The sequence below is a fragment of the Pararhodobacter zhoushanensis genome (assembly GCF_025949695.1).
Lineage (GTDB): Bacteria > Pseudomonadota > Alphaproteobacteria > Rhodobacterales > Rhodobacteraceae > Pararhodobacter > Pararhodobacter zhoushanensis_A.
In genome coordinates, this window is the sequence record NZ_JAPDFL010000001.1 from 1324713 (window position 1) to 1347105 (window position 22393).

Sequence of the window (22393 nt, forward strand, 5' to 3'; positions counted from 1 at the left end):
CCCGGCGACCGCCCGCCATCCTTGCGCCAAACGGGGAGGGTGCCACATGGCCGAAGCAGAACTGAGCGCGTGGATGCAGGCGCATGTCGCGGGGTTTCAGGGGCCGTTGACCATGACGCGGCTGGCGGGCGGGCAATCCAACCCGACGTGGCGGGTTGAGGCTGCTTCGGGCCGTTACGTGCTGCGGCAGAAACCGGTGGGCAAGGTGCTGCCCTCGGCGCATCAGGTGGACCGCGAATACCGGGTGATGAAGGCGCTGGGGGCCACCGATGTGCCGGTCCCGCGCATGCTGGCGCTGTGTGAAGACGACAGCGTCATGGGCTCGATGTTCTTCGTCATGGAGTATCTGGAGGGCCGCACGCTGTGGGATCCGCGCCTGCCTGACATGACCCCGGCCGAGCGCGGGGCGGTGTTCGAGGCGATGAATGACGCCATCGCCAGGATTTCACTGGTCGATCCCGTTGCCGTGGGTCTGGGCGATTACGGGCGGCAGGGCGGCTATGTCGAACGGCAAATCTCGCGCTGGTCCAAACAGTACCGCGCCAGCGAGACGGTTTCGATCCCCTCGATGGATGCGCTGATCGACTGGCTGCCACAGGCGATGCCGACGGCACCCGAAGAGGTGCGCATCGCGCATGGCGACTTCCGGCTGGACAACCTGCTGTTCCACCCGACGGAGCCGCGCGTGCTCGGCGTGCTGGACTGGGAGTTGTCGACGCTGGGTGACCCCTATGCCGATTTCGCCTATAACGTGATGGTCTGGCGCATCGTGCCGGGGATCTTCCGCGGGCTGGGGGGCGTCGATCTGGCGGCGTTGGGCATCCCGACGGAAAGCGACTATATCGACCTGTGGTGCGCCAAGACCGGGCGCGAACGGCCCGAAAACTTCGACTTTTACATCATTCTAAGCCTTTTTCGGATTGCTGCCATCGTGCAGGGCATCGCCAAGCGCGCGCAGGATGGCACAGCGAATGACCCCAAGGCCGCCGAGATGGGCAAGGTCGCCGGGCCGCTGGCCGACATCGCCTGGGGCATGGTGAAACGGTGAACGCTGACGCGCCGTCCGGTCCCGAGGCGCTGGTGCGCGATGTGCTGCAAGGACTGGCGGAAGGGCGCTTTGTCCCCGGTCAGCGGCTGGCCGAACCGGATCTGATGGCGCGCTACGGGATGGGGCGCTCGACCGTGCGCGAAGGGCTGGGGCGGTTGGCGGCAAGCGGGATCGTGGTGCAGGCACCCCATCGCGGCGCGCAGATCCGCCTGCTCAGCCGTCGCGCGGCGCAGGACGTGCTTCGGGTGACGGATCTGTTGCTGGGCCTCGCGGCGCGGCAGGCGGCCGAGGCCGTGGCGGCAGGGGCCGACCCCGCGCCGCTGATCGCGGCAGCACACGACTATGACGCGGCTGAACCGGGCGATCGCGCCCGTGTCCGCGCGCGCTATTACCGGGCGTTAACCACGTTGGCGGGCAATGCCGAACTCGACCGGCTGCTGCCCCTGCTCCAGGTCCACCTGATCCGCGCCCAGCTACGCCTCAACCGTCCACCGGGTCGCGGGGCGCGCACCGCGCTTGTGGCCGCCGTCGCCGCAGGCCAGCCCGAGACTGCCGAACTCGCCGCCCGCAGCCATATCCGCGCCCTTGTCGCCGCCTTGCCGGACCTCCCCGACAGCGCCTTCGCGCCCGATTAACCTTAACGCCCCCTTAACCCTCATTTTCTGTCCTTAACTATCCTCCGGGGGGTCCGGGGGTGGAAAACCCCCGGGACTCGGGCACCGGCGCGCCGCGGGCGGTCTTACCAGACGTTATACTGCAGATACTTGCCCGACATCTCGACCTTGACGCGGTCGCCCTTGGGATGGGCCTGCCGTGTCACCGACATCTCGAAATCGATCGCCGACATGATCCCGTCGCCGAATTCCTCATGGATCAGCGCCTTCAGGGTCGGGCCGTAAACACCGACAATCTCGTAAAACCGATAGATGCAGGGATCAGTGGGCACCGTCTGGGCAAAGACCTTGTCGGGACTTTGCGCCAGCACCCCGACCGCCTCGTCCGGCAATCCCAGCAGGGCAACCAAAGCCTCGGCCTTGGCCTGCGGAAAGGCGTTCATGCCGACGCAGGCGGAGTGGGTGAACACCGGCGACAGGCCGAGCGTCTCGGCGATGCCGGTCCAGGTCAGGCCAGCGGCTTTCTTGGCGGTCAGGATCAGCAGGGCAACATCGTCTTTGGTCATCATCGCAGGGCTCCTTCAGGGGGTGTTGAGCAGGGTTAACAGCAGCGCCGCGCAGGCCAGCGCCAGCAGGGCCGAGGTGGTTTTCCAGAACCGCTCGGGGTGGCGCTCGATCAGCGGCGGTTTGGTGCGGGCGCGGTAGGTCAACGAGGGCGCGCGCAGCTCGGCGGCGAAGGCGGACAGCGCCTCGGGCCGGCGCGCCGGGTCGGGATGCACGGCGCGGGCCAGCGCGGCATCCAGCCAGTCGGGCAGCGGATTCTTGTCCGTTCTGGCCGAGCGATAGCGCAGCCGCCGCCGGTCGCGCGGGCTGCGCACCTTGGCGACCTGCGTGCCGTAGGGCAGCACGCCGGTGAGCATCTCGTAGGTGATCACCCCCAGCGCATAGAGATCGGCGCGCCAGCTGACCGGCTCGTTGGCGAAATACTCGGGCGCGGTGTATTGGAAGGTGCCCAGAATGCCGTCCTCGCCGCGCGCCGGGGCGGCTTCCTGCACCCCCGCCACATAGGCCGCGCCAAAGTCGATCAGTTTCACCGTGCCGTTGGTGTCGATCATGATGTTTTCCGGGCGCAGATCCTGATGCAGCATCTCGCGCCGGTGCAGGGCGCGCAGGCCTTTGATCACTTGCTCCACAATGTCGCGGACCTGTTCGATCTGCGGTCGCGGATGGTCGGTCATCCATTGCCGCAGGGTCTGGCCGTCGATGTAATCAGTCACCGCGTAAAACGCGCTGCGCGGGGACAGATCCTCGGGCGCGCTCATCAGATGGGGCGAGGACAGCCGGCGCGCGATCCATTCCTCCATCGCGAAACGGCGCAGGGCGTCCGGGTCATCGCGCATCTCGCTGGCCGGGATTTTCAGCGCGACCTTGTGGCCATCCGGGGCGAGGGCCAGAAACAGGTGCGAGCGGTGATTGCCGTGCAGGCTGCGCAGGATGGTGTAGCCGTCGATCCTTCCGCCGTTGGGCGGCAAGGTCGGGATTGGCAGCGGGCTGGGTTCCAGTCCGGTCGCGTCACCGGGGGGCAGCGCGTCGATGCGCAGGATCTGGACGGTCAGATTGTCCGCGCTGCCTGCGTTGAGCGCGGCGTCGATGATCTGCCGGGCGATGGCGTCGAGATCGTCAGCCACAGCCAGCAATCTGGCAACCTGACGCGCGTCCCAATGATCATGCACCCCGTCGGTGGTCAGCACATAGATGTCGCCGACGCGCAGCGCCTCGACCCGGTGGTCGATCTCGACCCGGTCCTGCGCCCCCAAGGCGCGCGACAGGACGGTCTCGCGGCCCAACGCCAGCCGGTGATCCTGCGTCAGCGGCTCGAGCGAGCCGCCTGCCAGGCGCCAGATCCGGCTGTCCCCGACATGAAACAGATGCGCGCTGCGGGCTTTCAGGATGAGGCAGGCCAGCGTGCAGACATAGCCGTGATCCGCGTCGCTTGCGCCGGCATAGCCGCTTTGGGCGTGAAGCCAGGCGTTGGTCGCGTCAATCACCCGGCTGGCGGCGGTGCGCACGGTCCAGCTGTCGGGCGTCGCGTAATAGTCGCTCATCAGCGCGCTGACCGCGGTCTGCGCCGCCGCCGCGCCATGGGCCGAGGTCGAAATCCCGTCCGCCAGCGCGATCACCGCACCTTTGAGGGCCAGAACCGGCCCCGAGGGGATCAGCGCGCCGTGGAAATCCTGATTGACCGGCTTCACCCCCGCCGAGGATGCCTGTCCCAGCGACAGGGCAAGGGCAGGGCTGGTGGTGTCCTTGGGCATGCCGGTGATCCCTGTCGTGAAAGCCCCGGCCCGATCTGGGGCCGGGGCAGCCGCGCTCATTCGGCCGGGACGCCGACGCTGCTGCGCGCGTTGCGCTTGGGCGAGGTCTTGTAATGGGTGGAATAGATCATCGCGCCGACAAAGGTCAGGCCGCCGACGAGATTGCCGATCACCGTGGGGATCTCGTTATACAAAAAGTAGTCTGCCCAGGTGAATTGCCCGCCCAGCATGATGCCCGAGGGGAACAGGAACATGTTGACGATCGAGTGCTCGAACCCAAGGTAGAAGAACACCAGAATCGGCATCCACATCGCCATGATCTTGCCCGAGACCGAGGTCGACATCATCGCCCCGACCACGCCGGTCGAGACCATCCAGTTGCACATCACCGCGCGAATGAAGAGGGTCAGCATGCCGCCGAAGCCGGCTTCGGCATAGCCCAGCGTGCGGCCTTCACCGATATGGCCGATGCGCACGCCGACGTCGTTGGGTTCGGTCGTGAAGCCCATGGTAAAGATGACCGCCATGAAGAACGCCACCGTCAGCGCGCCGCCGAAGTTGCCGACAAACACCAGCCCCCAGTTGCGCAGCACACCGCTCCAGGTGGCGCCGGGACGCTTGGCGATCACCGCCAGCGGGGCCAGCGTGAAGACGCCGGTCAGCAGATCAAAGCCCAGCAGATACAGCATGCAGAACCCGACCGGGAACAGCAGCGAGGCCACAAGGAAGTTGCCGGTGTTCACCGCGATGGTCACGGCGAAGGCTGCCGCCAGCGCAAGGATAGCGCCCGCCATATACGAGCGGATCAGGGTGTCCTTGGTCGACATGAAGATCTTGGATCTCGCCCGCGTCGATCATCTTCGTCGCGAATTCAGCAGGTTGTACATATGACATGCAGGGGTCCCTTTATTGAGAATGTCGGCGGTCCGTCAGAACCACGATTGCAGGGGGAAACACCGAGGCGAACCACGCGCAGACCGCGGCCGCGCCCCACAGCTTTGGATGGTTGGGTGGGAGGTGTCGGAAAACAGAGGCATCGGGCGATCCATCTTTGCCAAGGCCCCGGAGTGGAGCCGTCGTGTTGGAAAGATGCAGCGCCGTTGCTGCGTGCCCCGGTGGGGCGATAAGCGCGGACCGCGCCCTTGCGGTCCCATGGCGCGTGATCTGCGCCTTTGGTGATGCTGTCGCGGCCAGCGTTCTCAGGCAAGGCCCGGCGCGGCACGGTCGGGGGTTTTGCGGGCAAACGGGCGCGGCGCGACGCAGTGCGCCCAAGCTTTCAGCGCCCTCACAGCGTGCATGGCACTGGCTGCCCGGTTCCTTGGCGCGTTGAAAACAGAAGCATCCGTGGCGCGCGTCGCGCCTGCGGCGAATCGCAGGGGGTGGTCAAGCCTCGGCGGCGTCCCCACGGGCGGTGGCGCTTGCGTCCAGCAGGATCGGCAGGGTGCGGGAATGCGATGCCAGCACATCCGTCAGCGTTGTCTGGTCCAGCATCTGGTAAAACGTCTCTTTTGCATGCCGCAACGCGCCGACCAGTCCGCACGAGCCCTTGAGGATGCAGGTCGAGCAATCCACGAGCTGTGTATCGCCCTGCATGTGCCGCACGATCGCCCCGACGCTGGTTGCCGTAGCGGGTTGCGACAGGCGTACACCACCCGCGCGCCCGCGCGTACTGCTGAGAAAACCGCCGTCGACCAGCCGGTTCACCACTTTCATCACGCTGCTTTGCGGGACCCTGTGCGACCGGGCCAGTTCCGAGATCGGCACCACACGCTCGTGATGAGCCGCCAGATACAGGCAAACGCGCAGCGAATAGTCCGTGAACTTTGACAGATTCATCAGTGATCAACTCGATACTACGGGCCAAAGCTACCATGCGGGGCGCAAGGCGGGCAGGCAAGCGTTGTCACGCCGCGCGCTTACCCGCGTCCGGTCAGCCGGTTGCCCAACGCGGCAAGGCGCGACGGCGGGCTGCCTGCGGCCTCGGCCCGGTCGGCCATGGTGTAGAGCCGGTACATCGCCCGCACGCCCAGCCAGCGCAGCGGCTCGGGCTCCCAGGCTTTCGGTCGGCGGTTGACCCAGGGCAGGGTGGTCAGCGACCCGCCCGATCCCAGCGCCAGCGCCGCCAGCGTGCGCCCGGCAAGGTTCGAGGTGGACACGCCAACGCCCACATAACCGCCAGCCCAGCCGATCCCGTCGCCGCCCAGACCCACCGTCGCGCACCAGTCGCGCGGCACGCCCAGCACGCCGCACCATGCGTGGTCGATCCTGGCCTGCCGCGCCGCCGGGAAATGGCGGTGCAGGATCGCGGTCAGGCGGCGTACGGTTTCGGCATCGGGCGTGCCGTCGCGGTCAATGGCCGAGCCGAAACGGTACGGTATGCCGCGCGCGCCCACGGTGATGCGCCCCTCGCGGGTGCGCTGGCAGTAGCAATACGTGTGGTCGAAATCGCCGAGGATCTCGTGCCCGTCCCAGCCGATCTGCGCCCAGATCTCGGGCGAGAGCGGCTCGGTGACGATCTGCGCCGAGTTCATCGGCAGCCATTCGCGGCTCAGTCCGGGCAGGGTCGCCGTGAAGCCTTCGGTGCAGCGCAGGAGGATCGGCGCGCGGACGGTGCCACGGGTGGTGGAGACCGCGCCTTTGGCGATGCCCGTCACCTCGGTCGCTTCATGGATCGTCACGCCCAGCCGCTCAACCGCCTGCGCCAGCCCGCGCACCAGTTTGGCGGGCTGGATGCGGGCGACGCCGCTGATCCCCATCGCCCCCAGCGCGCCCGGGATATTGATGCGGGCGCGCGTTGCCTCGGCGTCCAGTTCAAACACCCGCTCGCCTTCGCCCCAGCGCGCCTTGTGCGCCGCCTCGGCGCGCAGGCGCTCCAGCTGGGCGGGGTTGGTCGCAACCATCAGCTCGTCGCAACGGCGGATGTCGGCGTCGATGCCCTCATGCTCGGCCACGCGGATCACCTCGTCCACGGTGCCCATCATCGCCTCGACCATGCGGCGCACGGCCTCGGGGCTGCTGGTTTGCGCGTAGCGCTCTTGGTTCCACGCGAAGCCGCCCGACAGCCAGCCACCGTTGCGGCCAGACGCGCCGTAACCCGCGAAGTGCTTTTCCAGCACCGTAACGCGCAGGCCGGGGTCTTGCTGCTTGAGGTAATAGGCAGCCCAAAGCCCGGTATAGCCCGCGCCGATGATCGCCACGTCGCAGTCACTGTCGCCGGGTAGGGGGGCGCGGCGCTCGGTCGGCAGGCCGATATCGGCGTACCAGAACGACAGCTTGCCCAGCGTCGTCATGCCATCCCCAGCGTCTTCAGGATTTCCGCGCGGTGCTGGTCGCGCGCCGGGGCCGGGCCGGGGTCGCGCGCGATACCGTCAAACCGCGGTGCCGGGCGCGGTTGCAGCACGCCGCCCGCGTCGGTCCAGGTGCCGCGCGCCGCCAGATGCGGATCCGACGCGGCCTCGGCCGGGGTCAGCACCGGCGCGACGCAGGCATCCGAGCCGGCAAACAGCGCCGTCCAGTGATCGCGGGGCTGTGTGGCGAAGAGTGCGGCAAGCCGTTCGGTGGCCGCAGGCCAGCTGGCAGGATCGGTCTGGCGGGCGAAGGCAGGGTCGTCGGACAGGGACAAAAGCGACAGAAACCGGGCGTAGAACTGCGGCTCAAGGCATTGGACCGAGACAAACCCGCCATCTGCACAGACGTAGCTGCGCGACCAGTGCGGGCCGTCCAGCATCGACGCGCCGCGCTGGGCCTGAAAGCGCCCGCCCGCCTGCATCAGCATGATCAGGGACATCATATGCGCCGAGCCGTCGACGATCGCCGCGTCCACCACCGTGCCCATGCCGCTGCGTCCTGCATGGATCAGCGCGGCCAGTATCCCGCTGACCAGATAGAGCGCCCCGCCGCCGATATCGCCGACCAGCGTCGGCGGGGTGACCGGCGGCTGGCCGGGAAGCGAGGCGTACCAGAGCGCCCCCGACAGTGCGATGTAGTTCAGGTCATGCCCGGCCTCCAGCGCGCGGGGGCCGTCCTGCCCCCAGCCCGTCATGCGCCCGTACACCAGCCGCGGGTTCCAGCCGTGACACTCGGCCGGACCAAGGCCAAGGCGCTCCATCACGCCGGGGCGAAAGCCTTCGATCAGGGCGTCGGCGCGGCGGATCAGGGCTTGCAGGATCGCGCGGTCCGCATCGGATTTCAGGTCCAGCGCGATGGTCTTCTTGCCGCGATCCAGCAACGAGGTCGCAGGCGCGCCGGGCAAGGGCGCGGCTCCGGGGCGCTGCACGCAGATGACCTCGGCCCCCAGATCGGCCAGCATCATCGCGGCAAACGGGCCGGGGCCAAGCCCCTCGATCTCGACGATCCGTATCCCTTCCAGCATCAGTCCCTCCATTCACCGCGCGCGATCAGCACGTCTTTCAGCACCGAGGGACGGTCCGTCATGATGCCGTCCACCCCCAGATCCAGCAGCCTGCGCATCTCGGCGGCGTCATTGACCGTCCAGACCTGCACCTGCACACCCCGCTTGTGTGCGGCGCGCACAAAGCGCCGCGTCACGATGTCGATGCCGCGATATTTTAGCGGCACCTGCACCACCGGGAAGTCGGCGCGCGGCAACGGCAATCCCCAGCCGCCCAGCCACAGCCCGAACACCCCGCGATACGAGGGCGACCAGCACAGCGGTTTTCCCAGTTGCGCGCGCAGCCGGTTGGTACGCGCGCCGGCAAAGCTGGCTGCGCCGCAGCGCGTCATCGCGCCCGAACGCTGAAGCAGGCTGGCCAGCGGGTCGATGACCGCGTCGGATTTGGCCTCGATATTCACCAAAAGCCCGGGATGCTCTTCCAGCAGATCGCTCAACCGGGGGATCGAGGCCCCGCCGGGCGTGCGCACGCGCGACAGTTCGGCCCAGCTCATCGAGGCAATCGCGCGGGGATCGCCGGTCATGCGGGCCAGCGTCGGGTCGTGGTGAATGACCACTTCGCCGTCGCGGGTCAGGTGGACATCGGTTTCGACATGGCGATAGCCCATCGCCACGGCGCGGGCAAAGGCGGGGAGGGTGTTTTCCTCGGCCTCAAGCGAGCCGCCGCGATGGGCGATGGGAACGGGGCGCGCATGCGCAAGATAACCATGGGGGGACATCGGCTCAGGCCTCAACAGGGCGGCGCAGGATGCGCGCGGTCAGGGCCAGCACCAGCAGATAGGCAACCGCGCCGTAAGAGATCAGATCGCGGGCGACGGCTGTGCGCTGCTCCCACGGCATCCCGGCCATGATATGCGCGTGAACCAGCCCCCAGCCACAGGCCAGCCAGACCAGCACCAGCAACAGGGTCTTCTCAACCGTCGTGGCCCGAGCCAGCAGGTCGCGGGCGATCAGGGCCAGCCCGACCCCGGCAATCGTCATGTCATAGGCGTAAAGATAGGGGCTGACCAAGGCCGAGCCAAAACAGGCGATGGCCAGTGTCAGGTGCAACGGCAGGCGCGCGCGCACCGCCAGCGCGATCAGCGCGCAGGCGGTCAGGCCGATGCCGATCTGCACCCACAGCGCGATCTGCGGCGGCATTCCCAGCGAATGCAGCAGCGCATAGACCGAGGTCATCAGGAACAACGGGTAGAAATCGGTGGACAGGGCGTGGCTTGCCGCCGCGACTCCGCTGCGGAAGGCGGTCCAGATATCGGGGCCAAAGGCCAGCGTGGCCAGAGCCGCGAAGGCAAGCGCGACGGTGCAGGCCACCACAAGAACCCGCCAGCGCCCGGCGATGAGCGCATGCACACCCAGTCCGACCGCCAGATGTGGCTTGATGACCATCAGCCCCAGCGGCAAGCCTGCCAAGGTCTTGCCCCGCAGGCTGAGGGCCACAAACACCGCCACCAGCCCACCGGTCAGAAAGGCGTTCTGGCCGACGTTCACATTGATGTAGATGAGCGGGGTCATCGTCAGGAGCACAGCCAGAAACGCCGTTCCCGACAGGCGCGCGATCATGGCCAGATAGAAGGCCAGCGTCACGCCGGTGAACAGCGCATAGGCGATGCCGCGCGGCAGCAGGGGCAGCGGCGCGACGACCAGATCGAACATCGGCGGGTAGGTCCAGGGCATGAAGCTGTTGTGCCCCAGCAGCGCCGACTGGATTTCCGCCATCACCGCAGGATCATAGGCCTGTGCCGCGCGCCCGTCGGCGATCAATTGCCCGACGATGTAGAACGCGTCGAAATCGACCAGCGAATTGCCTGCGCCAAGGGTCGGTCGCATCTGGGCGGCCAGATAGATCGCCAGATAAAAGAAACCGATCAGCACAAGCGCCAGAACGCGGTTGCGCAACAGCCGCGATGGCGGTGCGGTCTGTGGCGCAATGTCTTGCGATGCTGTCATGCCATGCCCCTGTGCCCGGTTTATCCGGGTTTGTGGCAGAGCCTAACCCTGACCGCGCAGGGGCGCAACGCGGGGAGCGGGGTCAGGCGACCCCGCCCACCGTCAATCCGCCGATCAGCAGCGACGGTTGCCCCACGCCCACCGGCACCCATTGCCCGGCCTTGCCGCAATTGCCGATGCCGGGATCTAGCGCCATGTCGTTGCCGATGCCGCGCACATTGCGCAGCGAGGTGGGCCCGTCGCCGATCAGCGTTGCGCCCTGCACCGGCTCGCCGATCTGGCCGTTGCGCACGCGGTAAGCCTCGGTGCACGAGAACACGAACTTTCCGCTCGTGATATCCACCTGACCGCCGCCAAAGCCCACGGCCCAGATGCCGTCCTTCATGCCGGACACCAGATCCGCCGGATCGTCGGTGCCGCCCAGCATATAGGTGTTGGTCATCCGCGGCATCGGGGCGTGGGCATAGCTTTCGCGTCGGCCGTTGCCGGTGGCGGACACGCCCATCAGCCGGGCGTTCTGGCGGTCCTGCATGTAGCCGACCAGCACACCGTCCTCGATCAGCACGTTCCTGGCTGATGGCGTGCCCTCGTCATCCACGGTGATCGAACCGCGCCGGTCGGGGATCGTGCCGTCATCAAGGACCGTCACGCCCCTCGAGGCGACCTGCTGGCCCATCAGCCCGGCAAAGGCCGAGGTCTTCTTGCGGTTGAAATCGCCTTCCAGCCCATGACCGACAGCCTCGTGCAGCAGGATGCCGGGCCAGCCGGGCCCAAGCACCACATCCATCATCCCGGCAGGGGCGGGGACGGCGTCGAGATTGACCAGCGCGACGCGCAGCGCCTCGCGGGCGATGGGCCGCCAGTGGTCGGCTTCCATCAGCCCGTGCAGGCCGATCCGGCCTCCGCCGCCGTAATGGCCCGATTCGCGCCGTCCGTCGCGTTCGACGATCACCGCAATCGAGATCCGTGCCATGGGTCGGATGTCGGTGGTCAGCCCGCCTTCGGGGCGCAGGATCGCGACCTCTTGCAGCGATGCCGCAAGGCTGGCCGTCACCTGCACGACGCGGCCGTCCAGAGCGCGGACGAAATCGTCGATGGCGCGCAGGGTTTCAAGCTTGGCGGCAAAGCTGGCATCGGTGATCGGGTCGAAATCGCCATACAGGTGACGGTTGGTGCCGACCGGCGCCTCGGCCAGCGTGCCACCGCCGGCACCCACGGCCAGCCGGGCCGTCGCTGCGGCGCGGCGCAGGGCGGACTCGGTCACTTGGGTCGAATGGGCGTAGCCTGCGACATCACCGCGCACCGCGCGCAGGCCGAATCCCTCCGCGGCGTCATAGGTGGCGTTACGGATGCGGCCATCGTCCAGAACGAGTGATTCGGAGCGGCGACGCTCAAGGAACAACTCGCCGTCGCCGGCGCCGGCGACGGCCTCGCGCAGGACGGCAAGCGCCGAGTCGCGGTCAAGAAGGGTCTCAAAGGGCCGAAAACGGCTGGCCTCGGGCAGGGATTGGGCGGGCGCGGGCATCGGGTTCCTTTCGCGGCAGTGCAGCATGTCTTTGACACAGGTCAAATGGCGGCAACCTGACGCATTGGTTTGGCTTGTTCTGACGATGCTAATATGATTTTAGGTGAGAGGGAAACCGCCCCCGATTTCGTGAGGCCGGTCAAGGTTGATCGGACGCTCTGTGGCGGGGCGGCGGAGAATGACGGTCGAAGGGCCGCGTAAAACGGGAACATACAATGCATCTTTTCAAGGACCTCACCCGTCGTGCTGCCGGCCTGGGCGGTCTTGTGGGCGGTGCGGCGCTGTCGATGACGGTGGCCGGTCAAGCACTGGCGCAGGAGCTGAACTTTATCGGCGAACCGCATGCCGGCGGCATCGCGCTGCAAGAAGCGCATTCGCCGGTCTCGGTGACCAGCCACGCCATCGACCACATGCTTCTCTATATTATCATCGCGATCTCGGTGTTCGTTACGCTGCTGATGGTCTGGGTGGTCATCCGCTACAACCGTCGCGCCAACCCGACGCCCTCGCGTTTTACGCATAACTCGCCGCTGGAAGTGGCGTGGACGATCCTGCCTATCTTCATTCTGATCTTCATCGGTGCGTTCAGCGTACCGGCGCTGTTCAAGGACCAGATCATGCCTGAGGCTGACGTGACCATCAAAGTCACCGGCTATCAGTGGTTCTGGGGCTATGAATACGTCGATCACGGTGTCGAATTCTCCAGCTACCGTCTTGAGCGCGACGAGCTTGAAGCCGCAGGCTACGAGCAGCGCCACTACCTGCTGGCCACCGACACGCAGGTTGTCGTGCCGATCAACCGCAACGTTGTGCTGCAGGTCACCGGCGGTGACGTGATCCATTCGTGGGCAATGCCGGCCTTCGGCATCAAGCAGGATGGCGTCCCGGGCCGTCTGGCCGAAGCCTGGTTCAACGTTGACGAGCCGGGGATCTATTTCGGCCAATGTTCCGAGCTGTGCGGTCAAGAGCACGCCTACATGCCGATCACGGTCCACGCTGTGACCGAAGAGGAATATATCGCCTGGCTGCAAGAGCAGGGCGCGACCAACCTCGCTGCCGCGCCGGGTTACACCCCTGCGGTCGAGCTGGCCTCGAACTGATCTGACCAAGCGGGCGCCGCGTGAGGGCACTGACCCACGCGGCGCCTGACCTATTTTGAGGATACCATGACAGACATGCGCGCAGAGATCTCAGGGCAGGGCGGAACCGGCGACGCCGGTTTCAACGACTATGTCCAGCTGCTCAAACCGCGCGTCATGTCGCTGGTGGTGTTCACGGCGATGGTCGGCCTGTTCGTCGCTCCCGTACCGCTGCACCCGATCGAAGCGCTGGCGGCGATCATCTTCATCGCGCTGGGGGCCGGGGCCTCGGGCGCGCTGAACATGTGGTGGGACGCCGACATCGACCGCGTCATGCGCCGCACGGCCAAACGCCCGGTCCCGTCGGGCGCGGTCGAGCCGGGCGAGGCACTGGGTCTGGGGCTGGCGCTGTCGGGGCTGTCGGTGGTGATGCTCGGCCTTGCGACCAATCTGCTGGCCGCCGGTCTGCTGGCCTTTACCATCTTCTTCTATGCCGTTGTGTACACGATGTGGCTGAAGCGCTCGACGCCGCAGAACATCGTCATCGGCGGTGCGGCTGGCGCGTTCCCTCCGATGATCGGCTGGGTCGCGGCGACTGGGCACGTGGGTCTGGAAGCGGTGCTGATGTTCGCGCTGATCTTCATGTGGACCCCGCCGCATTTCTGGGCCATGGCGCTGTTCATCAACAGCGACTACGAAAAGGCCAAGGTGCCGATGCTGACCGTGACCCACGGCCGCAAATCGACGCGCACGCATATTCTGGTCTACACGATCCTGCTGGCCCCCGTCGCTTTGGGCGCCGCCTTTACCGCGATCGGCGGACCGATCTATTTCGCTGTCTCCCTGGTGCTGAACGCGCTTTTCCTGTTGGGCGCGGTTCGCATCTGGCGCCGCCGCGAAGAGGTGGCCGAGGCGGACTCGTACGCCGTTGAAAAGCGCTTCTTTGCGCTGTCGCTGGCCTATCTGTTCTTGCATTTCGCGGCGTTTCTGGTCGAAGCAACGCCTTGGGCCAACGCATTGTCGACCACATTGGGCTGGGAGTCACTGACATGGCGCTGAACCAAGAACACGAGCTGCACCAGCGCCGCCGGGGCCGCAATCTGGGTGTCGGGCTGACGCTGATGGCGTTTGTCCTGCTGGTTTTCGGCCTGAGCATTGCCAAGGTGCAGCGCGGCGAGCCGATGCAGGGCTATGACCACGTGTACCAGCCTGAATCCGACCCGACCTTGCGCCGCACGGGAGCCAGCGAATGAGAAACTGGTGGGCAGGACTTGATGGCAAAAGCCGCACGGCAGCGGCGTCGGTCTGCGTTGTGGTTGTCATGGCCTCGCTCGCCTGGGCTGCGGTGCCGCTGTACAACCTGTTTTGCCGCGTGACCGGCTTTGGCGGCACCACGCAGGTGTCCGAGGCTGCCTCGGACGAGATCCTCGACCAGACGATCAACATCCGCTTTGATGCCTCGGTCGAACGGGGCTTCCCGTGGGAATTCCGCCCGGTTGAGCGCACCATGACCCTTCGCATCGGCGAAACCGGCATCGCCTTCTACGAGGCGTATAACCCGACCGATCACGTTGTGGCGGGGACGGCCAGCTACAACGTCACGCCCTACGCGGCGGGTGGCTATTTCACCAAGATTGCCTGCTTTTGCTTCACCATGCAGGTCTTGCAGCCCGGCGAGCGGGTGCAGATGCCCGTGACCTTCTACGTTGACCCCGATCTGGTCAACGATATGGATGCGCGCGATATCAACACGATTACGCTAAGCTATACTTTCCATCCGGCCGAGCTGCCCGAAAGCGCAGCGCCGGTCGCTACGAACTGACTGACCGCACCCGGGGAGGGTGCGACGAACGCAGGACCGCGCCAGCGGCAAGAAACGGGAACGTCTGAGGGAATCCACATGGCCCACGCAAAGAACCACGATTACCACATCCTTCCGCCGTCGATCTGGCCCTTCCTCGGTGCCGTCTCGGCCTTCGCCATGCTGACCGGCGCGATCCTGTGGATGCACGGCTCCGGGCCGTGGATCTTCCTGATCGGCCTGGTTGGTGTGCTCTACATCATGTTCGCCTGGTGGTCGGACGTGGTGACGGAAAGCCAGTCAGGCGACCACACGCCGGTCGTCGTGATCGGCCTGCGCTATGGCTTCATCCTGTTCATCATGTCCGAAGTCATGTTCTTCGCGGCATGGTTCTGGAGCTTCTTCAAACACGCGATGTACCCGATGGGCCCGCTGTCGCCTGCCGTCGACGGTCCCTGGCCGCCCGTCGGCATCACCACGTTCGACCCCTGGCACCTGCCGCTGATCAACACGCTGATCCTGCTGCTGTCGGGCTGCGCGGCGACCTGGGCACACCACGCCCTGGTGCATGAAAACAACCGCAAGGACGTGAAAACCGGCCTGATCATCTCGGTCGTGCTGGGTATGATCTTCACCGTGCTGCAGGCCTACGAGTACAGCCACGCGGGCTTTGGCTTTGCCGGGAACATCTATGGCGCCAACTTCTTCATGGCGACCGGCTTCCACGGTTTCCACGTGGTCATCGGCACGATCTTCCTGTTCATCTGCTACCTGCGCGTCCGTGCCGGGCACTTCACGCCCGAACGTCACGTCGGCTTTGAAGCCGCTGCGTGGTACTGGCACTTCGTGGACGTGGTCTGGCTGTTCCTGTTCGCCGCCATCTATGTCTGGGGCCAAGGCTGACACCAGCGCATCTTGCTGAACGCTTAACGGGGGGCTATCTGCCCCCCGTCTCTATTCGACGGAGTGGTATCGTGAACACACGAATGATCGGCGCGGGTATTTTCGGCATCGTGGGCGTCGCGATCCTGTTGTCGCTGGGAACGTGGCAGATCAAACGGCTGGCGTGGAAAGAGTCGTTGATCGCCCAGATCGAGGCGCGCATCCACAACGAGCCCGTCGCCGTGCCCGAGACACCGGTCGAATCGCGCGACCGCTACACCCCCGTTCTGGCCCATGGTCGTTTTACCGGCGAGTCGGTGGATGTCCTGTCCAGCCAGCGCGAAGCCGGACCGGGCATGCAGGTGATCGAGGTGCTGGAAACCGACACCGGACGCCGCCTTCTGGTCGACCGGGGCTATGTACCCGAGGCACAGCGCGACGGGCTGGTGCTGGTCTCGCAAGACGTGACCGTGACCGGCAACCTCGACTGGCCCGACGAGACCGACAGTTTCACCCCCGCGCCGGACATGGGCCGTGGGCTGTGGTTCGCCCGCGATCCGGCCCCGATCGCCGCCGTTCTGAACGCCGAGCCGTTCCTGATCATCGCCAGCAGTGACAGCGCCGCCGTCTCGCCGCTGATGACGATGCCGATGAACACCGTGTCGATCAAGAACGACCATCTGGAATACGCGATGACCTGGTTTATGCTGGCCGCCGTCTGGGCAGTGATGACATTCGCGCTGGTCTGGCGTATGAGGCGCAGCACGGTCTAAGGATATCTCCATGCAGTACATTTCGACCCGGGGCGCTGCGCCCGTTCTGACCTTTGAACAGGCGATGCTGACAGGCCTCGCACGGGACGGGGGCCTTTATGTGCCCGAAAGCATTCCAACCCTGACCGAGGCCGAGATCACGGCGATGGCCGGGTTGCCCTATGAAGACATCGCCTTTCGGGTGATGAAGCCCTTCATCGGCGAGACCTTCACCGACGCCGAATTCAAGAGCCTGATCGCGCAGGCCTACGCCGGTTTCGGCCATGCCGCCCGCGCGCCCTTGAAGCAACTGGCGCCGAACCATTTCCTGCTGGAACTGTTCCACGGCCCGACGCTGGCGTTCAAGGATTTCGCCATGCAGCTGATCGGTCAGCTGTTTCAGGCCTCGCTCACCCGGTCGGGCGACCGGGTGACCATCGTCGGCGCGACCTCGGGCGATACCGGGTCTGCCGCGATCGAGGCCTTCAAGGGACTGAGCAATGTCGATGTGTTCATCCTGTTCCCGCATGGCCGCGTGTCCGAGGTTCAGCGCCGTCAGATGACGACGCCGGCCGAGTCGAACGTGCATGCGCTGGCGGTCGATGGCGATTTCGACACCTGTCAGGGTCTGCTGAAAGACATGTTCAACGATTTCGACTTCCGCGACCGGGTGCGGCTGGCCGGGGTCAACAGCATCAACTGGGCGCGGGTTCTGGCGCAGGTGGTCTATTACTTCAGCGCCGCCACCAGCCTTGGCGCGCCCCTGCGCGCGGTCGATTTCACCGTGCCCACCGGCAATTTCGGCGACATCTTCGCGGGCTATATCGCGCGCAAGATGGGTCTTCCGATCGGCAAGCTGGTGATCGCGACGAACCAGAACGACATCCTGCACCGTTGCCTGACCACCGGCGTGTACCAGACCGAAGGCGTCACGCCGTCGATCTCGCCGTCGATGGACATTCAGGTCAGCTCGAACTTCGAGCGGGCGCTGTTTGACGCTTACGGGCGGGATGGCAAGGCCGTGGCGCAGTTGATGGACGAGCTGAAGACGACCGGCCAGTTCACCGTGAGCCAAGGCGCGCTGCAAGCCCTGCGCGAGGTCTTCGCCTCGGGCCGGGTGAGCGAGGCTGAAACCTCGGCCACCATCAAGGCGACGCTGGCCCAGTCGGCCGAATTGCTCTGCCCGCATTCGGCGGTCGGTGTGGCCGTGGCGGAAGATCACCTCGGGTCCAACCCGATGATCACGCTGGCCACTGCCCATCCCGCCAAATTCCCCGACGCCGTCGAGGCCGCAAGTGGCATCCGCCCGCCACTGCCGCCGCGCATGGCCGATCTGTTCCAGCGCGAGGAGCGCGTTACCCGTATGCCCAACGACCGCGCCGCTCTGCAGGCGCTGATCCTGCAACGTATTTCCAACGTGACGACTTCTAACGCGGCGGGGGTTTGATGCATCGCATCACGACGCTGTCCAACGGTTTCCGCATCGTTACTGAACCCATGCCCGGACTTGCCAGCGCGGCGGTCGGGATCTGGGTCACCGCCGGTGCGCGCCACGAAAAAGCCGACCAGAACGGCATCGCGCATTTTCTCGAACATATGGCGTTCAAGGGCACGGCCAAGCGCACCGCCCTGCAGATCGCCGAGGAAATCGAGGATGTCGGCGGCTATATCAACGCCTATACCAGCCGCGAAATGACCGCCTATTACGCCCGCGTGCTTGAGGCCGACGTGCCCCTCGCGCTGGATGTGATCGCCGATATCGTGCTGAACCCTGCCTTTGATCAACGCGAGATCGAGGTCGAGCGCCACGTCATCCTGCAGGAAATCGGTCAGGCGGCGGACACGCCCGACGACGTGATTTTCGACTGGCTGCAAGAGGCGACCTACCCGGATCAGCCGATTGGTCGCCCGATTCTGGGCCCGGCTGAGCGCATCGCCAACTACGGCGCCGCCGATCTGCGCAGCTTTGTCGGCGGACATTACGGGCCGGGGCAGATGATCCTCGCGGCCTCGGGTGCGGTGCATCATGACACGCTGGTCAAGCTGGCCGAGGCGCTGTTCGGCAGCCTGCCCGCCGTGGCCCTGCCGGTGATCGAACCCGCGCGATTCGAGATGAACGAGCGGCGCGAGATCAAGGACCTTGAGCAGGCCCATTTCGCGCTGGCGTTCGAGGCCCCGTCGTTCCGTGACGCCGATCTCTTCACCGCGCAGGTGTACTCGGGCGTGATGGGCGGCGGCATGTCCTCGCGTCTGTTCCAGAAACTGCGCGAGGAACGCGGCCTGTGCTACACCACCTTCGCGCAGGCGGGGGCGCATGAGGATACCGGCTCGATCACGCTGTATTCGGGCACCGGGGCCAAGGACGTGCACGATCTGGCCAACCTGACCATCGACGAGCTGCGCCGCGCGACCACCGACCTGACCGAAGCCGAGGTCGCCCGTGCCCGCACGCAGATGAAGGCCGGGCTGCTGATGGGGCTGGAAAGCCCGTCCAGCCGGGCCGAGCGTCTGGCGCGGCTGCTGGCGATCTGGGACCGCGTGCCCAGCCTTGAAGAGACCGTCGAGCGGATCGACGCCGTGGACCTGACCGCGCTCAAGACCTATGCCGAAAAACTGGTCAGCGAAGGCCGTCTGTCGATGGCGCTCTATGGTCCGGTCGACACCGCGCCATCGCTGGAGGCGCTGCGCGAAAGGTTGGTGGCGTAATGTCCGGCTTCCTGCTGGCATCGAAGCGACGATTCCGGCTGGACACCGAACGGCTGAGCCTGCGCCTGCCCGAACACGCCGACTTTCGCATGTGGTCCGCGATCCGCGAGGCCTCGGCCAGTTTTCTGGTCCCGTGGGAGCCGACATGGGCCGATGACCATCTGACACGCCGGGCGTTTACCGGCCGGGTGCAATGGGCGTCACGGGTGCGAAAGCAGGGCACGGCGCTGCCGCTGTTCCTGATCCGGCGCAGCGACGAGCAGCTGTTGGGCGCGATCACGCTGGACAACATCCGGCGCGGCCCGGCGCTGTCGGGGACGGTGGGCTACTGGATCGGCCAGCCCTTTGCGCGCCACGGCTATATGCGCGAGGCATTGCGCGCCGTGGTGCACCACGCCTTCACCCAGCTCGACATCAGCCGGATCGAGGCCGCCTGCCTGCCCGAAAACGCCGCCTCGCGCGCGGTGCTGGAGAAGTCCGGCTTCAAATATGAGGGCGTTGCGCAGAGCTATCTGCAGATCAACGGCCGCTGGCGCAACCATGTGCTCTATTCCAACCTGCGCGGCGACCGGCGCGGGCGCACCGATGTTGCCTGACCCACGCATCCTGCTGCTGCGGGGCGTCAATGTCGGCGCGCACCGCAAACTGCCGATGGCCGATCTGCGCGAGATTTTGGCGGGGCTGGGGCTGGTCGACGTGCGCACGCATATCCAGAGCGGCAACGCGGTGTTCCGTGACCCGCAGGGGCGCGACGGGCTGGGTCCGCTGATCTCGCAAGGCATCGGCGCGCGGTTTGCCTTTACGCCCGAATCGCTGGTGCTCGACCGTGCTGCCTTTGAGAGCGTGCTGGCGGCGAACCCGTTTTCGGGCGAAGATCCGGGTAAGGTGTCGATCGGGTTTCTGGCCTGCTCAAGCGCCGTTAGCGTGCATGTTCTGGAAGCACTCGCAGCCGGTGACGAACGCTGTGCGCTGACCCCGGCGGCGTTTTACCTGCATTCGCCCGCCGGGATTGGCCGCTCGAAATTGGCGGCGCAGGCCGAGCGCAGGCTGGCCGTGCCGATGACCGTCCGCAACGCGCGCGTGGCTCAGGCCATCGCGTCCCTGGCTCAGGAGCTGTGAGCATGCTGAACCCCTGCGATTCCGGTTTTCTTGACGCTCTGGACGCGGCGCTGCCCGCCCGGACCCTGCGTCCCGCTGAGGAGCGTTACCTGCGCGAGCCGCGCGGGCGGTATCTGGGGCAGGCGGGGGCGGTGGCCTGTCCCGCGTCAACGGCTGAGGTCGCCACCATCGTGAAGGCCGCGCAGGCCGCACGGGTCGGTGTGGTGCCGTATGGCGGCGGCACCGGGCTGGTGGGCGGGCAGGTGATGAGTGCAGGCCCCGCGCCGCTGATCCTGTCGCTGGAGCGGATGAACCGGGTTCGGGCGGTCGAGCCTGCGGGCAATGTGATGGTGGCCGAGGCGGGCTGCATTCTGGCCGATGTGCAGACCGCGGCGGCTGACGTGGACCGGCTGTTCCCGTTGTCGCTGGGCTCGGAAGGGTCGGCGCGGATCGGTGGGCTGCTGGGCACCAACGCGGGTGGAACGGGCGTGCTGCGCTGGGGCAATATGCGCGATCTGACGCTGGGGCTTGAGGTGGTGCTGGCCGATGGCTCGGTGCTCCATGGCCTCAAACGCCTGCGCAAGAACAACATGGGCTACGACTTGCGGCACCTGATGATCGGCTCCGAAGGCACGCTGGGGGTAGTCACCGCGGCCTCGCTGCGGCTGTTCCAGCGGCCCGCGCGCACGGGTGCTGCGATGCTGGTGGTCCCGTCACCCGAGGCGGCGCTGAAACTGCTGGCACTGGCGCAGGCGCGGCTGGGCGAGGGGATCTCGGGGTTCGAGCTGATGGCCGGGCAGGGGCCGCGATTCGTGGCCGAGGTGCTGCCGCAGGTTCGGCAACCTTTTGCACAGGTGCCCGACTGGATGGTGTTGATCGACCTCGGTCTGATCGCGGCGCTGGACCCGGTGGTCGAGCTGGAGGCGCTGTTCGAGGCGGCAGCCGAGGACGGGCTGGTCAGCGATGGGGTGATCGCCAGTAATGAGGCGCAGCGCGCGCAGTTCTGGGCGCTGCGCGAGGCGATTCCGGAAGCGAACCGGCTGATCGGGGCCGTCGCCAGCCACGATGTGTCAGTGCCGCTGGCGGCGATCCCGGCCTTTATCGAGCGGGCTACGGCGGCGCTGGCAGCGCTGGGTGACATGCGGATCAACTGTTTCGGCCATGTCGGCGACGGCAATCTGCATTTCAACATCTTCCCGGCGCAGGGCCGTGACCGTGCCGAGTATGAGCCGATCCGCGCGCAGGTGATCGAAACGGTGCATGATCTGGTGGCCGGTTTCGACGGCTCGGTCAGCGCCGAGCATGGTATCGGGCGGCTGAAGACCGGCGATCTGGAGCGCTATGGCGATCCGGTTGCGCTGGCAGTGATGCGGCAGATCAAGGCCGCGCTCGACCCGCGCGGCATCCTGAACCCCGGCGCGGTGCTCAGGTCTGAGGTGCGAGGGGGTAGGCGCGCGCGCGTCGCTCCCACCCACCCCCGCTCGCGCGCGCGCCCGTGCCTTTTTGGCGAGGGGCGCGCGGGTGGAGAACGGGTGGGCGTATTTGCGGCAAGATGAAAGCGCTGGTCGTCTCAGCTTTCGCCGGGGCGGGACAGTTCGAACGGGTCGTCGACATAGGCGTAGTCGCGGTAGCCGAGGCGGCCGACGGGGGTGAAGGCTTCATAGGCGAAGCGGCCGTCGATCAGGCAATCGGGGTGCAGATGGATGCCGGTGACTTCGCCCAGCACCAGCGTGTTGGCCTTGCCCTGCAGCGGGATGATCTGCGTCACCCGGCACTCCAGCGCGGCGGGCGCGGCGGTGACGCGCGAGCAGGCGATGGTTTCGCAGTCGGTGCGCTCGAGCCCTGCCATGCTGAACTCGTCCACCTCTTTGGGCCAGGGGCCGGAGGTGGTGTTCATCGCGTGCAGCAGCGCCTTGGAGACCACATTCACGCAGAAGACACCGGTTTCGCGGATGTTGGCGATGCTGTCCTTGGTGTTGTCGCGGTCGGGTTTGGCGCCGGTCGAGGCGAACATGACCTGCGGCGGCACATAGGCGACAGCGTTGAAGAACGAGTAGGGCGCGAGGTTTTCGCTGCCGTCAGCCCCACGGGTCGAGATCCAGCCGATGGGCCGGGGCGAGACGAGGGCGTTGAACGGGTTGTGGGGCAGGCCGTGGCCATCGGCGGGGCGATAAAACATGGGTGTCCTTGGGGCAGGTCTTGGGGTGCGGCGGGG

The 22393-nt window shown here is 66.4% G+C and carries 23 protein-coding genes; 13 read left to right on the plus strand and 10 right to left on the minus strand.

All coding sequences use genetic code 11. The features are described from left to right. The first annotated feature begins 46 nt into the window (after positions 1-46). Both OKW52_RS06535 and OKW52_RS06540 read left to right on the plus strand, forming a co-directional pair. On the plus strand, positions 47-1048 hold the full coding sequence (locus OKW52_RS06535; RefSeq protein ID WP_264505004.1) for a phosphotransferase: 1002 nt from the start codon (positions 47-49) through the stop codon (positions 1046-1048). Beyond that, on the plus strand, positions 1045-1683 hold the full coding sequence (locus OKW52_RS06540; RefSeq protein ID WP_264505005.1) for a GntR family transcriptional regulator: 639 nt from the start codon (positions 1045-1047) through the stop codon (positions 1681-1683). Before OKW52_RS06535 ends, OKW52_RS06540 begins: the two co-directional genes overlap by 4 nt. A 104-nt stretch (positions 1684-1787) precedes the next feature. Here OKW52_RS06540 and cynS read toward each other — a convergent pair whose 3' ends face one another. From cynS to tldD, 9 genes are all read right to left on the minus strand, one after another. Next, positions 1788-2231 (minus strand): cyanase, encoded by a 444-nt coding sequence (cynS, locus tag OKW52_RS06545; protein WP_264505006.1) that lies wholly within the window; start codon positions 2229-2231, stop codon positions 1788-1790. Between the two features lie 12 nt (positions 2232-2243). Next, positions 2244-3977, minus strand: a complete 1734-nt coding sequence (locus OKW52_RS06550) for a bifunctional protein-serine/threonine kinase/phosphatase (RefSeq protein ID WP_264505007.1) — start codon at positions 3975-3977, stop codon at positions 2244-2246. A gap of 56 nt (positions 3978-4033) precedes the next feature. Further along, on the minus strand, positions 4034-4804 hold the full coding sequence (locus OKW52_RS06555) for a formate/nitrite transporter family protein (RefSeq protein ID WP_264505008.1): 771 nt from the start codon (positions 4802-4804) through the stop codon (positions 4034-4036). Between the two features lie 556 nt (positions 4805-5360). Next, entirely contained in the window at positions 5361-5813 is a 453-nt protein-coding gene (locus tag OKW52_RS06560; protein ID WP_264505009.1) for an RrF2 family transcriptional regulator, read from the minus strand. Positions 5814-5893: 80 nt separating this feature from the next. Continuing rightward, a complete protein-coding gene (locus OKW52_RS06565; protein ID WP_264505010.1) occupies positions 5894-7267 on the minus strand; it encodes an NAD(P)/FAD-dependent oxidoreductase in 1374 nt (457 codons plus the stop codon). Next, complete coding sequence (locus OKW52_RS06570; RefSeq protein ID WP_264505011.1) at positions 7264-8349, minus strand: CaiB/BaiF CoA transferase family protein; 1086 nt, start codon at positions 8347-8349, stop codon at positions 7264-7266. Before OKW52_RS06570 ends, OKW52_RS06565 begins: the two co-directional genes overlap by 4 nt. After that, the gene (locus OKW52_RS06575) at positions 8349-9107 is read right to left on the minus strand and encodes a glycerophosphodiester phosphodiesterase (RefSeq protein WP_264505012.1); all 759 of its coding nucleotides are present in this window, start codon (positions 9105-9107) and stop codon (positions 8349-8351) included. Before OKW52_RS06575 ends, OKW52_RS06570 begins: the two co-directional genes overlap by 1 nt. A gap of 4 nt (positions 9108-9111) precedes the next feature. Beyond that, the gene (locus OKW52_RS06580; RefSeq protein ID WP_264505013.1) at positions 9112-10335 is read right to left on the minus strand and encodes a glycosyltransferase family 87 protein; all 1224 of its coding nucleotides are present in this window, start codon (positions 10333-10335) and stop codon (positions 9112-9114) included. A gap of 82 nt (positions 10336-10417) precedes the next feature. Next, positions 10418-11860: a metalloprotease TldD gene (tldD, locus tag OKW52_RS06585; RefSeq protein WP_264505014.1), complete on the minus strand. Its 1443-nt coding sequence runs from the start codon at positions 11858-11860 to the stop codon at positions 10418-10420. 215 nt (positions 11861-12075) lie between these two features. On the opposite strand from tldD, the gene coxB reads away from it, so the two are divergent. The 11 genes from coxB to OKW52_RS06640 all read left to right on the plus strand — a co-directional run bounded on the left by coxB (position 12076) and on the right by OKW52_RS06640 (position 21734). Continuing rightward, positions 12076-12960: a cytochrome c oxidase subunit II gene (gene coxB, locus OKW52_RS06590; protein ID WP_406622192.1), complete on the plus strand. Its 885-nt coding sequence runs from the start codon at positions 12076-12078 to the stop codon at positions 12958-12960. 66 nt (positions 12961-13026) lie between these two features. Continuing rightward, positions 13027-13998, plus strand: coding sequence for a heme o synthase (cyoE, locus tag OKW52_RS06595; RefSeq protein WP_264505015.1), 972 nt, complete (start codon positions 13027-13029; stop codon positions 13996-13998). Further along, positions 13989-14192, plus strand: coding sequence for a hypothetical protein (locus OKW52_RS06600; RefSeq protein WP_264505016.1), 204 nt, complete (start codon positions 13989-13991; stop codon positions 14190-14192). The genes cyoE and OKW52_RS06600 overlap by 10 nt, the downstream gene beginning before the upstream one ends. Next, positions 14189-14761, plus strand: a complete 573-nt coding sequence (locus tag OKW52_RS06605) for a cytochrome c oxidase assembly protein (RefSeq protein WP_264505017.1) — start codon at positions 14189-14191, stop codon at positions 14759-14761. Before OKW52_RS06600 ends, OKW52_RS06605 begins: the two co-directional genes overlap by 4 nt. A gap of 78 nt (positions 14762-14839) precedes the next feature. After that, positions 14840-15643 carry a cytochrome c oxidase subunit 3 gene (locus OKW52_RS06610; RefSeq protein ID WP_264505018.1) on the plus strand — a complete coding sequence of 268 codons (804 nt, stop codon included), beginning with the start codon at positions 14840-14842 and terminating at the stop codon, positions 15641-15643. A gap of 71 nt (positions 15644-15714) precedes the next feature. Beyond that, positions 15715-16395, plus strand: coding sequence for an SURF1 family protein (locus tag OKW52_RS06615; protein ID WP_264505019.1), 681 nt, complete (start codon positions 15715-15717; stop codon positions 16393-16395). Between the two features lie 10 nt (positions 16396-16405). After that, positions 16406-17821 carry a threonine synthase gene (thrC, locus tag OKW52_RS06620; protein WP_264505020.1) on the plus strand — a complete coding sequence of 472 codons (1416 nt, stop codon included), beginning with the start codon at positions 16406-16408 and terminating at the stop codon, positions 17819-17821. Continuing rightward, the gene (locus tag OKW52_RS06625) at positions 17818-19080 is read left to right on the plus strand and encodes a M16 family metallopeptidase (protein WP_264505021.1); all 1263 of its coding nucleotides are present in this window, start codon (positions 17818-17820) and stop codon (positions 19078-19080) included. Before thrC ends, OKW52_RS06625 begins: the two co-directional genes overlap by 4 nt. Then, positions 19080-19676, plus strand: coding sequence for a GNAT family N-acetyltransferase (locus OKW52_RS06630; protein ID WP_406622194.1), 597 nt, complete (start codon positions 19080-19082; stop codon positions 19674-19676). Before OKW52_RS06625 ends, OKW52_RS06630 begins: the two co-directional genes overlap by 1 nt. Further along, a complete protein-coding gene (locus tag OKW52_RS06635) occupies positions 19666-20199 on the plus strand; it encodes a DUF1697 domain-containing protein (protein ID WP_264505022.1) in 534 nt (177 codons plus the stop codon). Before OKW52_RS06630 ends, OKW52_RS06635 begins: the two co-directional genes overlap by 11 nt. Before the next feature lie 2 nt (positions 20200-20201). Then, complete coding sequence (locus OKW52_RS06640; RefSeq protein WP_264505023.1) at positions 20202-21734, plus strand: FAD-binding oxidoreductase; 1533 nt, start codon at positions 20202-20204, stop codon at positions 21732-21734. Positions 21735-21748: 14 nt separating this feature from the next. Here the strand turns inward: OKW52_RS06640 and OKW52_RS06645 are convergent, their stop codons facing one another. Then, the gene (locus OKW52_RS06645; protein WP_264505024.1) at positions 21749-22357 is read right to left on the minus strand and encodes a flavin reductase family protein; all 609 of its coding nucleotides are present in this window, start codon (positions 22355-22357) and stop codon (positions 21749-21751) included. Positions 22358-22393 lie beyond the last annotated feature (36 nt).